Source organism: Xanthomonas sp. NCPPB 2586 (genome assembly GCF_041475775.2).
Taxonomy (GTDB): domain Bacteria; phylum Pseudomonadota; class Gammaproteobacteria; order Xanthomonadales; family Xanthomonadaceae; genus Xanthomonas; species Xanthomonas campestris.
In genome coordinates this window covers 692,187-706,426 of sequence record NZ_CM192981.1, presented here as the reverse complement: position 1 = coordinate 706,426, position 14,240 = coordinate 692,187, and the positions used below count along the sequence as shown (strand labels likewise).

The 14,240-nt window shown below is 64.4% G+C and carries 14 protein-coding genes; 10 read left to right on the top strand and 4 right to left on the bottom strand.

Annotated features, from left to right (window positions below):
- Positions 1 to 2: 2 nt before the first annotated feature.
- From ACCQ09_RS03075 to ACCQ09_RS03035, 9 genes are all read left to right on the top strand, one after another.
- Positions 3 to 746 (top strand): hypothetical protein, encoded by a 744-nt coding sequence (locus ACCQ09_RS03075; RefSeq protein ID WP_228428307.1) that lies wholly within the window; start codon positions 3 to 5, stop codon positions 744 to 746.
- Positions 737 to 1,891, top strand: coding sequence for a glycosyltransferase family protein (locus tag ACCQ09_RS03070; protein ID WP_274497044.1), 1,155 nt, complete (start codon positions 737 to 739; stop codon positions 1,889 to 1,891). Before ACCQ09_RS03075 ends, ACCQ09_RS03070 begins: the two co-directional genes overlap by 10 nt.
- On the top strand, positions 1,888 to 2,814 hold the full coding sequence (locus ACCQ09_RS03065; RefSeq protein WP_228428309.1) for a fatty acid desaturase family protein: 927 nt from the start codon (positions 1,888 to 1,890) through the stop codon (positions 2,812 to 2,814). Before ACCQ09_RS03070 ends, ACCQ09_RS03065 begins: the two co-directional genes overlap by 4 nt.
- A gap of 108 nt (positions 2,815 to 2,922) precedes the next feature.
- Positions 2,923 to 3,903 (top strand): alpha/beta hydrolase, encoded by a 981-nt coding sequence (locus ACCQ09_RS03060; RefSeq protein WP_197708523.1) that lies wholly within the window; start codon positions 2,923 to 2,925, stop codon positions 3,901 to 3,903.
- 41 nt (positions 3,904 to 3,944) lie between these two features.
- On the top strand, positions 3,945 to 5,255 hold the full coding sequence (locus ACCQ09_RS03055; protein ID WP_016944764.1) for a M1 family metallopeptidase: 1,311 nt from the start codon (positions 3,945 to 3,947) through the stop codon (positions 5,253 to 5,255).
- A gap of 120 nt (positions 5,256 to 5,375) precedes the next feature.
- Positions 5,376 to 6,174 (top strand): IS5 family transposase gene (locus ACCQ09_RS03050; RefSeq protein ID WP_108133939.1). Its coding sequence is split into 2 segments (ribosomal slippage): positions 5,376 to 5,647 and positions 5,646 to 6,174, totalling 801 coding nucleotides; the frame shifts between segments, so codons are not numbered across the junction.
- Between the two features lie 270 nt (positions 6,175 to 6,444).
- Complete coding sequence (locus tag ACCQ09_RS03045; RefSeq protein WP_043921970.1) at positions 6,445 to 6,930, top strand: MarR family winged helix-turn-helix transcriptional regulator; 486 nt, start codon at positions 6,445 to 6,447, stop codon at positions 6,928 to 6,930.
- 78 nt (positions 6,931 to 7,008) lie between these two features.
- Positions 7,009 to 7,884, top strand: a complete 876-nt coding sequence (locus ACCQ09_RS03040) for a CPBP family intramembrane glutamic endopeptidase (RefSeq protein ID WP_016944762.1) — start codon at positions 7,009 to 7,011, stop codon at positions 7,882 to 7,884.
- A 280-nt stretch (positions 7,885 to 8,164) separates the two neighbouring features.
- Positions 8,165 to 8,626, top strand: coding sequence for a DUF4126 family protein (locus tag ACCQ09_RS03035; RefSeq protein ID WP_019237241.1), 462 nt, complete (start codon positions 8,165 to 8,167; stop codon positions 8,624 to 8,626).
- Positions 8,627 to 8,791: 165 nt separating this feature from the next.
- Here ACCQ09_RS03035 and ACCQ09_RS03030 read toward each other — a convergent pair whose 3' ends face one another.
- The 3 genes from ACCQ09_RS03030 to ACCQ09_RS03020 all read right to left on the bottom strand — a co-directional run bounded on the left by ACCQ09_RS03030 (position 8,792) and on the right by ACCQ09_RS03020 (position 11,575).
- Positions 8,792 to 9,184, bottom strand: coding sequence for a VOC family protein (locus ACCQ09_RS03030; protein WP_012437278.1), 393 nt, complete (start codon positions 9,182 to 9,184; stop codon positions 8,792 to 8,794).
- A 93-nt stretch (positions 9,185 to 9,277) separates the two neighbouring features.
- Positions 9,278 to 10,249: a glutathione S-transferase family protein gene (locus ACCQ09_RS03025; protein ID WP_012437277.1), complete on the bottom strand. Its 972-nt coding sequence runs from the start codon at positions 10,247 to 10,249 to the stop codon at positions 9,278 to 9,280.
- A 153-nt stretch (positions 10,250 to 10,402) separates the two neighbouring features.
- A complete protein-coding gene (locus ACCQ09_RS03020) occupies positions 10,403 to 11,575 on the bottom strand; it encodes a hypothetical protein (protein WP_228428341.1) in 1,173 nt (390 codons plus the stop codon).
- 382 nt (positions 11,576 to 11,957) lie between these two features.
- Between ACCQ09_RS03020 and ACCQ09_RS03015 the strand changes: the two genes are divergently transcribed.
- On the top strand, positions 11,958 to 13,544 hold the full coding sequence (locus tag ACCQ09_RS03015) for an SDR family NAD(P)-dependent oxidoreductase (RefSeq protein WP_011038655.1): 1,587 nt from the start codon (positions 11,958 to 11,960) through the stop codon (positions 13,542 to 13,544).
- 141 nt (positions 13,545 to 13,685) lie between these two features.
- On the opposite strand, the gene ACCQ09_RS03010 is transcribed toward ACCQ09_RS03015, so the two are convergent.
- A complete protein-coding gene (locus tag ACCQ09_RS03010) occupies positions 13,686 to 14,198 on the bottom strand; it encodes a hypothetical protein (RefSeq protein ID WP_228428340.1) in 513 nt (170 codons plus the stop codon).
- Between the last annotated feature and the right edge of the window lie 42 nt (positions 14,199 to 14,240).

Below are 14,240 nucleotides of genomic sequence, written 5' to 3'. Positions count from 1 at the left end.
CGGTGAGCAGCGCGCTGCCAGCTGACCCCGGCACCGCTGGCGGCGTGCCGCTCCTGGCGCTGCAGCCACAGCCCCTGCGTGGCTGGGCGCGCACCCAGGCGTGGCTGGTCGATCGGATCAAGGCGGCCGCATTACGTCAGCTGCATGCCAGCGTCGCCGGCAAGTGCTTGCTGCTGCGGATGTATCTGGTTGGCGAGGAGGCCACCGAGCTGGCCTTGCAGCGCGAGGTGCCGGTGCAGCGGCCTGCGTGGCTGGTGCCGCTGATGGACCAGCATCTGCAGGAAGAACAATGGCATGCACAGGCGTTCGCCGCCGCGCTGGCCGCACGCGGTGCCGCACGGCCCTCCGCGCAGCCCGATGCCCTGAGCCGGCGCAAGATTGCGCAGTGGCATCGGCTGGCAACACATCATGCGGGTGAATTCCGGCAGGGCCTGCTGGTGCCTGCGTTTGCAATCGGGCTGTGCGCCGAGCAGATGGCCTCGCGCGTCTTGCAGCGGCACTGCGGCGTGTTGCCTGCCGGCCATGCGCTGCAGCCGCTGCTCACGCGCGTTCTCGGCGATGAGCAACGCCACGTGCAACAGTGCCAGAGGATCCTGCAGCGGCTGGTGCCTGCAGATGAGCAGGCAGCGCTGCAGTCACTGCTGGCCAAGGTGCGGCGGATCGACCGTGCATTCGGCGTCAGTGGCGCGCTCGGCATGTATGCCGCCGGTGCGGTGCTGCGTGTACGGGCTTACCTGTGGCGGTGAAGCGCCCGCGCCTGCTGTACCTGGCCACCGCCGACGCACGCGGCCACCTGATGCGCGCACAGCTGCTGACGCATGCGTTGCAGGCGCAGGGCGCCGCGGTCGAGGTCATCACCACCTCGGTAGCCGGCGCACGGTTTCTCCACACCTTTGGCATCCAGGCAAGCGTGTTGTCGCCGCATTACGCCGTGCAGTTCGATGCGCGCCAGAACATGCGCGCGGCCGCCACCGATGCCAACGTGGCTGCCTATCTGCTGCATCCGGCGCGGCTGCTGCGCGATGTCCTGCAACTGCAGCGGCGCCTACGTGAGGTCGACCTGGTCCTCAACGATTCCTTTCATCCGGCGCTGCTGGTGATGGGCATGCTGCCGGTCTGGCGGCACAAGATCGTGCACATCTACGGCGGCAGCTTGCGCGCCGCCCTGCAGGGCAATTTCGAGGGCCGGCTGCCGCGCGTGCTGGCTGCGCTGTTCTCAGGCGCCATCGGCTGGCAGATCGACCGCGCCGCCGCGCAACTGGAGCACGACTTCGCGCAAGCACAACCACAGGCCAGCGGACGACGCGTGCGGCTGCCAACACCGGTAGCGATTGCATCCCCATCTGCCACCCCCACCGCGCCAATGGCCGCGGTCTATCTCAACCCGCACTTCCGCGACCCCGCGCTCGCGCAGGCACTGGAGCTAGGACTGAGACGCGCGGGATTGGGCAGCCTATGTGTCGGCGAAGGCTATGCGCAGCGCCCCGGCTGGCAGGCCGACCACCCACGGTGGATCGACCACGCCGCAACCAGCACGCTGCTGATCTCGGCGCCCGGCATGGCCGCGCTATCGATTGCGCAGGTGTACCGGCGGCCCATCCTGCTGATCGTCACCGGGCAGCCGGAGCAACAACGCAATGCCGCGCATGCCGCAACCTGCGGCCTGGCGCATCAAATCGTTGCGTGGACGGGCGATGCAGACGCCTTTGCGCATGCCATCCACCGCGCCTGCGACGCGTTGCGCGCGACCCCGCCCGTCGCCGGGCACGGCGCGTCCACGCTGGATGCGCCACAGCGCCTGCAGCTGTGGGTCAGCCTGATCCTGGCCTTGGCACGCGGCGCACCTGCACACGCGTGGGTGGCACTCACAGCCACCGGGCAGCACGCATGAGCGCCACGGTGCCGATAGCGCTTGCCCGTCTGCAGCCCTGGCGCAGCGGCATGGCACTGGCCGCCGACTGGGCCGTGATCGCGCTGTGCTTTGGCGCCGCCATGCTGTATCCACATCCGGCAGTGTATGCGTTGGCGATTGTGGTGATTGCCCCCACCCAGCTTGCGCTCGCGGTGATGATGCACGAGGGCGCGCACCGCCTGCTGGCGCATCGCCAGTCACGTAATGACGTGGTGGCGCAGGCGCTGGCCGCCGGCCCGCTGTTCCTGTCGCTGTTCGCCTACCGGCAAGGGCATTTGCAGCATCACCGCGCACCGATGTCGCCGGATGATCCAGTGGCCATCATGTTCGGCATTGCCGACTACCCTGTCTCGCGCCGCGAGCTGGCGCTGCGATTGCTCCGCGATGTCACCGGCATCGGCTACGTACTCGCCATCCGTGGTGCGCTACGCAGGCGCCGTACACAACCAGCCAGTGCGCACACCCGTACCGTGCCGCAGCGCGCGGGGCTGGTTGCCGGCACGATCCTGCTCAGCAACGGGCTGCTGTTCGGGGCTCTCGCCGCATTTGGCCACCCGCTGCTGTACCTGGGCCTATGGCTGCTGCCGGCGCTGACGCTGCTGCAGCTGTTCGCCCGCATCCGTGCCATCACCGAGCATGCCGGCTACGCCGCGTGCGAGGACCAGCGCCACAGCGCGCGCACCATCGTCGCGCGCAGCTGGCAAACCTTTTTCTGCGGCCCGCATGGCATCCACTACCACATCGAACACCACCAGCATGTGCGCGTGCCGTTCTACCAACTGCCGGCCTTGCATCGCTGGATGCACGCGCAAAACCAGCTGCCCGCTGCAAATCTCTACCATGGCTACGGCGCCGTGCTCAGGGACGTGAGCCGGGGTGCGCGTAGTGACGATCAGCGTTGACGCTGCAGCCTCCTCAACGCGCTGCGCTGGCGATCCCATCATGATCTGCACGCATGCAATCACCACTCCATGTCCGCACGACGGACCACACGCAACGTCAGGCTGGGAATGTCTTTGAATCGAATCGGATTGATCGGGTTGGTCGTGCTGTTGCTGAGTGCGTGCGACAACACCGCCAAGGCGCCGCCCGCCGCAACAGCACCTGCAGTCACCAGTCAGGCGATTGCAGCGCCGGCACAGGCTACGCCGCTGGGCGGGCAACGTGGCGGCGGCAAGCCCTATGAATTGGTCGACAGCGAGGTCTGGGACGTGCCCGACCCGGCAACGGGTCGCACGTATCAGGTCTTCGTCGCCCTGCCACGTGGCTATGCAGACAATCCGCAACGCCGTTACCCGGTGCTGTACGCCACCGATGGCGACTATGCGTTCCCCCTGGTCAAGCAGATCGCGCGACGCTTGAATGGCGAAGGCCCGGCCGTCGAGGACTTCATCCTGGTCGGCCTGTCCTACGCCGTCGGCGACGAGCCCATGCCCAGCCGGCGGCGCGATTACACGCCCACACCGGAAGATGGCCCAGACGCGGCGCCGGTTGCGACCCATGGTAAGAGCGCGGACTACATCCGCTACCTGCGCGATCGCGTGTTGCCGTTCGTTGCCAGCCGCTACCGAACCGACGAGCAGCGGCGTCTATATCTCGGGCATTCGTACGGTGGCCTGCTGGGCACGCAGATCCTGTTGAGCACACCGGACATGTTTGCCGGCTACATCCTGGGCAGCCCATCGTATTGGTATGGCGAGCACGCGATGGTGGCGCAGGAAAAAACCTTTGCCGCCTCGCATACAGACCTGCCGGCGCTCGTCTATCTATACGTTGGCGAGTACGAGCAAGTGCGCTACCACCAGAATCACGACATGGTCGTCGACACACAGAACATGGCGCAGGCATTGCGCGCGCGGCACTATCCGTCGTTGCATCTCACGCTGGACGTTCTCAATGACGAGGACCACCTGACCATCGGGCCACGCGGCACCACCCACGGCTTGAAGGTCTTGCTCGGGATCAAGACGGCTGATCGGAGCGAGCGGTGACACATCGGGGACTCACTGCATACAAGGTCCTGCTTGCACTGTTGGCACTGCTGGCACTTGCACCGACTTCGCTGATGGCCGCAGCACCGACACTGCCAGGCGCGGGGTTCGAGGTCGAGGGCTATCAGCTGCAACTGCGCCCGGACCTCAGCACCACCGCGCTTTCCGGCGTGCAGCGCATTCGCCTACGCAGCACCTCCGACCACCTCACCCAGCTGACGTTCTCGCCTAATGCACTGCAGATCCTCTCGGCCGAACTAAATGGTCAGCCGATCGCAGTGACCAGCACCACCGATGGCATCACGTTTGCGTTGCCAAGCGCGCTTGCCAAAGGCGCCCGCGCGTCGCTCGCCTTCAAGATCGTCGGCGTGCCGGCCCAGGGTGTTGTTCGCGCGGCCAGTGGCTTCTACACCAGCTACTTCGCGTGCGACTGGATGGTCTGCCTGCAGGACAGCCCCGGCCAAAAAGCGTCTTTCGCCTTGGATCTGTTCGTGCCTGCCGGCATCGATACGTTGAGCATCGGCGCAGGCTTGCCCCAGAAGGTGCTTCCGAACGGCCTGGTGCTGCACCGCTGGCGCGCTACCAGGCCGTATTCGGCCTATCTGTTCGGCTTTGCGGTTGGCACCTTCTCGCAGCAGTCATCCAAAACCACGGCCGGGACGTTCGTCTATCTCGATGGCACAGGTCGAGGTGCGGACCTGGCAGACGCATTCCAGCAGACACCCTCCATTGCGGCATTTTTTGCGCAGGCGGCAGGCGTATCGCTCCCGGATGGTCGTTACACCCAGCTGCTTGTGCCCGGACAGGAGGCGCAGGAGGCGGCCACCTTCTCGCTCATTGGCGTGCAAGCACTGCAAGACGAGCAGGAAGACCCCGCTTCGTCATGGATCATCGCGCATGAAATGGCGCATCAGTGGTGGGGAAACCTTGTCACCTGCGCATCGTGGCAAGACTTCTGGTTGAACGAGGGCATCACCACGTTCATGGTCGCCGCCTGGAAGCAACACGCCTTCGGCGAGGCGGCCTACCAGCAGGAGTTGAATGAAGCACGCCGCCGGCTTGCCATCGCCCGTGACGCCGGCTTCGACAAACCGCTGGCCTGGTCAGGTGAGTACCCCTCGTTACGTGTCCGCCGCGCCGTGCAGTACAGCAAAGGCGCGCTGTTCATGGCGCACTTGCGGCAGACGCTGGGTGAGCAGGCGTTTTGGGCGGGTATGCGCCGCTACACCCGCAAGAACGTGGGCAGCACCGTCGTCAGTCAGGACCTTCAGGGAGCAATGGAGCACGCCAGCGGGCGCGATCTTTCAGCACTGTTCGCGCAGTGGGTGTATGGCGACGAAGCGACTAACTGACCCCGGCAAGCCAAAACCATCAAGACCACATGCTCCGCAGCATGGCCATGCGCGGAACAGCGTAGCGCTGCTGCGTAAGAACCTGTTCACGATCTTTCCTGATCAGTGCAGACTATGCGGATGCGCCAAAAGATCTATCCGAGTGACATGAGCCGGGAGCAGTTCGAACACGTGCTGCCGATCCTGGAACAAGCGCGTAAGCGCACCAAGCCACGCCGTGTGGATATGTATGAGGTGTGGTGCGCAGTGTTGTACGTGCTGCGAACCGGTTGCCAATGGCGAGCGCTCCCCAGCGACTTTCCGAAGTGGCGGACCGTGCACTCGTACTTTGCCAAGTGGAGCGAGTGCGACGATGAGGGAGTGAGCCTGCTGGAGCAGGCACTTAAAAAATCAGGTTGGCGTGGCCCGCGCCAGACAGGAGCGCAACGCCTGCACCAGGTTCTTGATCGTGGACGCGCAGAGCGTAAAGAACACGGACACAGCGGGGCAAAAGGGATATGACGCGGGCAAGAAGGTGTCGGGCATCAAGCGGCATATCGCTGTTGATACTCAGGGATTGCCCCACGCAATCGCGGTGACGACGGCGGAGGTGACCGACCGCAAAGGTGCGCTGCAGGCGTTGGAGCGCTGCCAGTCAAACTTGACGCATGTACAAAGCTTACTGTGCGACAGCGGTTACACCGGCGTACGGTTTGCCGACGGCGCGCGAGAGATTTTAGGCGAGCAGCTCACGGTGCAGATTGCCAAGCGCAGCGAACTGCACACCTTCAAGGTCATGCCCAAGCGATGGATCGTCGAGCGTAGTTTTGCTTGGCTGGAGAAGAACCGAAGGCTATGGAAGAACTGCGAGCGCAAACTCAACACCAGCCTGCAGTTCATCCATTTGGCCTTCTTGGCACTATTACTCAGAAGATCGTGAACAGGTTCTAAGAGTGCGTCTTGATCGTTGCATCGCTGCTGACCCACTTGGTGCGGCGGCGCCAGCGTATGATGCGCGCGCCAACCCTCTCCGCAGCCGGCAGTCCAAAACCGATCAGCGCATCCATCGACACGCCCCACATTGGTTCGCGCGATCCCGCAATGTCATGCAGCGGCAGCGCCGAAGCCTTACCCGACCCGCCGCTAGCGCTGGCAGATGCCAATACTTCTGGCACAGGCGCAATTACAACAGCGCTTATACATTTCGGTCATGACCCCACCTGCACCTACCCTTGGCACCCTGGTCCGGCAACTCATCGAGCGGCTCGATGGTGATCTGGAAGGTGTCTACGCGGCTGCGGGGCTAACCTGGCGGCCACGCTATACCCCCGTGTTACGCGCCCTGCTGCGTGTGGGCCCGGTTCCCATCAAGGTGCTCGCGCAGGAGATCGGCATCAGCCATTCGGCCGCCAGCCAGACGGTGGCGCAGATGACCACGCACCGTCTTGTTGCCTTGAAACCAGGCACGGATGCGCGCGAACGCATCGTCGTGCTGACGCCCAAGGCGAAAAAGATGATTCCCGCGCTGGAGCGGCAATGGGCCGCGACCAATGCCGCCGCCGCGCAGCTCGATGCAGAGTTGTCCGTCCCGCTGTCCCGCATTCTCAGTGAGGCCATCGACGCGCTGAACCAGCGTGCGTTTTCCACCCGGATTGCAGACGCATCCAACGCGTCATCCCGCTCCACCACCCGCTAGCAACCACACCACATGGAGTCGTACATGCACGCATCAACGCAATCGGTTGCCGGACAGTCCTTGGCCACGACCAGACAGATGAGCCGCCCGATCGAACTGGGTGAGCGCAAGTTCCTGCATCCCGGGCGCCTGCGCTGGCTCCGCGCCATCGCCTGGGCGGTGCTGTTGCTGGTGGTGGTTGCCGCGCTGGCGCCCATGAGCGGCCGGTTCGTCAGCGGCCTGCTGCCCAAGGAGTCCGGCCCGCTGCAGTTGCTGGCCAGCCTGATAGGCATCGCGGTGGGCCTGGGCGTGTACGTGCTTGCGGTGCGCCTGGCCGAAGGGCGACGCGCCAGCGAGCTCGCGGTGCGGCCGATGGTGCCGCACGTGCTTCTCGGCCTGCTGATCGGCGCGGCGATGTTCGCCTCGGTCATGGGCATCATGGCGGTGTTCGGGCTGTACGACATCCAGTCCTTGGGCATGGCGCCGGCATGGACTGCGGTGCGCAAGGCATTGCAGGCGGGCGTGATCGAAGAGCTGATGTTCCGGGCGATTTTCCTGCGCCTGGTCTGGCGCGCGTTCGGGCCGTGGATCGCCTTCGCCGCGTCCGCCGCGCTGTTCGGTTTCGGCCATATCGCCAATCCGCACGCCACGGCATTCGCAGCGATCTGCATCGCGCTGGAAGCCGGCATTTTGCTGGGCGCGTTCTATGCCCTGACCGGCCGCGTGTGGATGTCGATCGGTGTGCATATCGCCTGGAACTTCACCCAGGGCTATCTGTTTGGCGCAGCCGTCTCCGGCACCGACATGGGCCCGGCCATCGCGCGTAGCACGGCCCGCCCGGGATTTCCCGAATGGCTCACCGGCGGTGCGTTTGGCCCGGAAGCGTCGTTGCCTGGCGTGCTGGTCTGCCTGGCGGTCGGCCTTGCCGTGTTGGCAATGGCGTGGCGCGCAGGCCGGTTTGCGAAGCAGCCCTGATGCGCATCCGCCACGCTGCAGCGCCCCCAAGGTGATGCAGCGTAGTGGCGCCTGCCACGCATGACAATGGCGCGGTGCCTGCACAGCGCAGCCATCGCGGAATAGACGTCAGCTGCCAGGCGGACACCGCGTTGGTCTGACGTCACCTACGTCGCAGTGCCCTGGCACTGCCTTGCCATCTCGCACACATCTGACCTCCTAGGCTCTGAGCACCAATAAACTGATGCGCGCCTGCGGGCTCCATGGCGGAGCACGTCGATGCGTACCTGCAGAGGTGCACATGGCTCTGATTCATTCGATTCTGATGGGCGCCGTCGCTGGCATGCGCTCGATGACCCCGCTTGCCGCGGTCGCCAATGCGGCACGCACCGGCACCCTACCGCGCGACAATGGCGCCCCGCGGCTACTCGCCAACCCACTGGCGTCTGCCGGCATGCTGGCGCTGGCAGGTGGCGAGCTGGCGGGCGACAAGATGAAGACCGCGCCAGACCGCATCGTGCTGGCCGGCATGATGGCCCGTGTCGCCACCGGTGCCATTGCCGGCGCCGCCTTGGCGCCGCGCCATCAGCGCGGCATTGCGGCCCTGCTGGGTGCCGGCACCGCGGTCGCGGCGGCCTACCTCACCTTCAATGCGCGGATGCGCGCGATCGAACGCTACGGGCAGACCAGCACCGGTGCGGTTGAGGATGCCATCTCGGTGGGTGCGGCCACATTGATCGTGCGCAGCGCTGCTGAAGAGTGAGCGACCGATAATCCACGTCGGCAGGCATCATTTAGCGAGGGACTGCGCGGGGCCGGTGCCGAGCGCGCGGTCGATCCGAATGCGTTTGGCCGTCTTGCCTACGTAACGCCCGTCTCGAGGGCCGCGCCGCATCAGCGCGTCACGCGGCCCGCGTTGCATGAGGGCCTACGGCCGATGGATGGCGCAGAGTTTGTTGCCATCCGGGTCGCGCACATACGCCAGCCAGGTCGGCCCCATGGTGCTGTCACGCAGGCCAGGCGGCTCTTCGATACTGGTGGCACCTGCGGCGACCGCTGCATCATGAAATGCCCGCACCTGCTCGGGTGAGTCGCAGACGAACCCGACCGTGGTGCCATTGCCCGGGCTGGCCGGCGCGTCGTCGATGGGCTCGCTGACGCAAAAGCTGCTGCCCGCGTGCCGATAGAACAGCCGCGTATGTCCGGAGTTGGCCTGGTTGACGAACGCCGCCGGCGCGCCGAACACGCTTCCCAACAGCGTGTCGTAAAAGGTTTTCGAGCGGGCGATGTCGTTGGACCCGACCATGACGTGACTCAGCATGCAGCACTCCGGTGTATTCGCAGGGCGAGCAGCATAGGGCAACCAACGCGCAACGGTAAACCGCCCATCCACTGCGAGCGACCATGGCCGCCATCATCCCCGGCCGTGCGGCGCATCCAGGTCCAGCACCGGCCCCATCGGCACGATCCCGGTGGGATTGATCATGGCATGGCTCTGGTAGTAATGGCTCTTGATGTGCTGGAAATTCACCGTCTCTGCGATGCCCGGCATCTGGTAGAGCTCGCGCAGGAATCCCGACAGTTGCGGGTAGTCGGCGATGCGCCGCAGATTGCATTTGAAATGCCCGACGTACACCGCATCGAACCGAATCAGCGTGGTAAACAGGCGCCAGTCTGCTTCGGTGAGGTAATCGCCGCACAGATAGCGCTGCGTGCTCAGGCACGTGTCCAGCCAATCCAGTGTGTCGAACAACGGCACCACGGCTTCTTCGTACGCCGCCTGCGTGGTCGCAAAGCCCGCTTTGTACACGCCGTTATTGACGGTGTCGTAGACGCGTTGGTTGATCGTATCAATCTGCGCACGCAGCGCTTCCGGATAGTAGTCGCCCTCTGCCGCGCCCACCGCATCGAACGCACTGTTGAACATGCGGATGATGTCGGCTGACTCGTTGCTCACCACCGTATCGCGCTCGCGATCCCACAACACCGGCACCGTCACGCGGCCGGAGTACTGCGGATCGGCCTTGAGATAGACCTCATACAGATATTTGGCATGGTGGATGGAATCGCCCACCACACCGGGTCCATGTTCGAAGGTCCAGCCCTGCGTGCCCATCAACCAATGCACCACCGACACATCGATCAGTGATGCCAGGCCCTTCAGCTGCCGGAAGATCAATGTGCGATGCGCCCACGGGCAGGCCAGCGACACATACAGGTGGTACCGCCCAGGCGCAGCCTGAAAGCCGCCTTCGCCATGCGGCCCAGCACGCCCATCGGCCGTCACCCAATGCCGAAAATGCGACTGCGAGCGCTCGAATCGCCCATCGCTCTTGTCGGTGTCATACCAACGGTCTTGCCACTTGCCCTCGACCAGCAGGCCCATGGTGTCTCCCGGAAATAGGTCCGCACTTACCGTAGCGCACGCCATTCCAAAGACATGTGATCGGCGAACACAACGGCGGCGCAACTGAACACCGCAACACACGGAGCGGTTGCATTGTTGCAACCGCGCCTTGCGATCCGCTGCATGACGTTGCTACTGCATCGGTATAACGTCATCGCCTCCGCCAACCGAGCTCCACCCCGCCACGTCGTTCCAGTACCAGAAGCTGGCCGCTTCGTCGCAGTGCTTGCGCTTGGCAATGCACACCAGCCCGCGTGCATCGCTGCTCCAGAGCAAGCGGGGATAACGGCGCGAAACAATCAAGCCACTTGCTGCGCCATTGACGATCAACTCCACCCACGGGTCTGCAAGCGGCGCCACTGGATCCGCCAACGCCATCAGGCGCTGCGGAAGGTAGGGCGCCACGGTCAGTACCGGTCCGCCGGCCGGTGCAGGATGGAATTCGCCCGTTTCTAATTGGCGCACCTGTTCCAAATAGTACGCTGGCACCATGAGATCACCGATGTTCACCATCGGAACTGCACAGGCATGTGCGATCACGTCGTCGATCAACACGCACAGCATGGTTCCGTCCTTATGCACGCGACTACCCCAGCCGTGGATCTCGGTCGCGGTGACGGCATGAAGCGCAACAAAACTTTCGCGCTGCGTGAAACGGTACAGGATGCGTGCGCGCCGGTCATAGATCAGCAGCCCCCAGAAACCGGTGGTTGGCATCGGTGGAACGCAATAGCGGCCATCTGGAGAAAACATCAGCACCGCGCCCGCTCCAAACAGCACGCTGCCATCGGGAAACAGATAATCGTATTGCAGCGGAGCACTATTGCGCACTTCGTGGCAACCGATCATGCGTATTTGTCCACCCTCCGGCGTCAGCGGTGCTGAATCGTCAACGACGCGTCCGGATGGCCGCCCGGGCCCTGCGATGCGCGTAAACGTTGGGCCCTTGCTTGGGCGTTCGATTGAAAGCCCAGCAAGCTTCTCCCATGCCTTTCCCAGCACCACAAGAACCGCGAAAACGGCCACTCCCGCCAGCAGCGCGACGGTGCGCGATGGAGCAGCCTGAGCGACGGCATAACTGACACCTATGCAAGCCCCCAATCTGTAGAGTGGCATCCACTCGACACGACCAAAGACGCGTTCTTCAGCCCACTCAAACAGCACCGTCCCGCTCAGGTACAGCCATGCCAGTGGTGGCGACAGCAAAAGCGGTAGAGCCAATGGCGCCAACACCAGAACCGCATCAAGCAGCAGGCGCCCTAATGCACCTGCGAATGACTGATCCTTGTCGACTGCGGACTGCATGAGCAGCATTTCCGATAGCAAAACTGACGGTGAGGGTAACCCACCTCTGACTGGCCCCGTTGTTAGTCTTGACTCGCACAGGATCCACGCGAAGAGCATTGTCCTTTCAGCGCTGTTGCAGGTGCACGGCAGCAGGTGCAAATGCCCACCCGTGTGTTCCGCCGAAGCGGACCGCCAACGCCACAACACGCCGGCCGCCTCGGGGCGCTCGGACACCACCCCGGGCCCCGGATTGGCGCTGCCGCCGCCAATCGGCGAAAATAGCGCCCAGCCTTGAAACTCACTGGCAACGCCCGCGTTTTCTAAGGGCTCAGCACCGTCTTGCCCACCGGCCGCCTGCCGCCACACCCACGGCTTTCAGCCGCTTCTGCCCGGATCTGCCTTGAATACCACTGCCCCGCCCCTGCCCGCCGACGACCTGCCGCTCACCGACCGCCTGCGCGCCGCGCTGGATGTGCTGGAGGCCATCGACGCGGACCGCAGCGTGCTCGATACGCTCTCCGAGGCCGACCGCGTGCGGCTGCATCAGGTGGTGGCCAAGGTCTACCACCCCGAGCCCAAGGCGCGCCGCCAACTGCTCAAGCAGCGCGAGCGCGAACGCCATCAGGAAAAGGTCCGCAAGGCCGAGGCCTTGCTCGAGCAGACCGGCATCCGCGCGTTGCGGCGCAAACCGGTGTTCAGCACGCCGAACTATTTCCCGCCGCACGCCGCCGGCCTGCACGATGCGCACAATGGCGAAGGTGCTGCCGCTGCCGAGGCGCCACAGCAATCGCCGGAACTGCGGCACTGCTATGTGTGCAAGCAGAAGTTTACTCAGCTGCATCACTTCTACGACCAGATGTGCCCGGCCTGTGCGGAGCTGAATTTCTTCAAGCGCACCGAAACCGCCGACCTGCGCGGGCGCGTGGCGCTGCTCACCGGCGGCCGGGTCAAGATCGGGTATCAGGCTGGATTGAAGCTGCTGCGTGCCGGCGCCGAACTCATCGTCACCACGCGCTTTCCGCGCGATTCGGCCGCGCGTTATGCGGAAGAACCCGACTTTGCCGAGTGGGGCCACCGCCTGCAGGTGTTCGGCCTGGATCTGCGCCACACGCCCAGCGTGGAAGCGTTTTGCAGCCAGTTGCTGGCCACCCGCACGCGGCTGGATTTCATCATCAACAATGCCTGCCAAACCGTGCGCCGCCCGCCGCAGTTCTACGCGCACATGATGGCCGGCGAGACCGCCGCGTTGCACGACCTGCCCGAGACGGTGCGCAAGCTGGTGGGCCATTACGAAGGCCTGCGTACACCCGAACTGCTGCGCGACGCCTCAGCCACTGCGCTGCCGGCCGTGCACGGACGCGGCCTGGACGGCGCCGACGGCCTCACCCGCGCCGCCGAGCTGTCGCAGGTCGCGCTGCTGGACGACGAGCTGGTGGGCCAGGAGCACCTGTTCCCCGAAGGCCGTCTCGATCAGGATCTGCAGCAGGTCGACTTGCGCGGCCGCAACTCCTGGCGCCTGCTGCTGGCCGAGGTGCCCTCGGTGGAATTGCTGGAGACGCAACTGGTCAACGCCATCGCGCCGTTCATCATCAACGCACGCCTCAAGCCGCTGATGCTGCGCACGCCCGAGCGCGACAAGCACATCGTCAACGTCTCGGCGATGGAAGGCCAGTTCTACCGCAACTTCAAGACCACCCGTCACCCGCACACCAACATGGCCAAGGCCGCGTTGAACATGATGACGCGCACTTCGGCGGCCGATTATCAAAACGACGGCATCCACATGAACAGCGTCGACACCGGCTGGGTCACCGACGAAGATCCGGCCGACATCGCCGCGCTCAAGGTGCAGCAAGAACGCTTCCACCCGCCGCTGGACATCGTGGACGGCGCCGCCCGCATCGTCGACCCGATCATCCACGGCTTCAACACCGGCGAGCACGTCTGGGGGCAGTTCCTGAAGGACTATGCGCCGACGGATTGGTAAGGCGGGTCAGTAGCGGAGCGCATCGGCCGGCGCTGCCAGCGGTGCAGAACGGACGCTGTTGAATCATGCAGCAGGCGAACTACGTGTTCGCCGCGCTGGGATCGCCGGCATAGCGCTTGGGGTGAGTCGATACAGCCAGACTCAGGCGCCGTGCGCTGCCTTCTGAAACTCGATCGGCCCGTGATCACCTGGATATTTCTTCTTGAGCAAGATGTGATCGGAGCGCGTGACACAGCCGCCCTCAAGAGAATGCTCCACATGCCCCTCGTCCACGAAGAACGCTTCGTACGGTAAGCGCAGAACTGATTTCTTCCCACCCTGATCGAACTTCAGCACCAGGCTGTCATCGCGCTCGAAGCACAGCGTCGCCCATTGGAAGTCGGTGAGCTTGCCCGCCTCAACCACCGCCGAATCCTTGCCTGCCAGCAGCGTCGCGACATGATCGGAGAACTGCTTCTGCGAGATCGGCGCCTCCGTCACGGCGCATCCTGCAAAGGTAGCAACCACCACTGCGGCCGCTATCGAAACGTAGGTGCGGAAAATAGCGAATGGCATCCGGCTCGGATCCTTGCTGCGGTAAACAGTGCTTTTATCAGAAGTACGCAGCGCAGGCATCCCTGGAACAAGATTGCCCATCCGCGCGGCGACCACCACGTCTCACGACTTGGACGCGTGCTGCTTCAGCAGATAGATTGA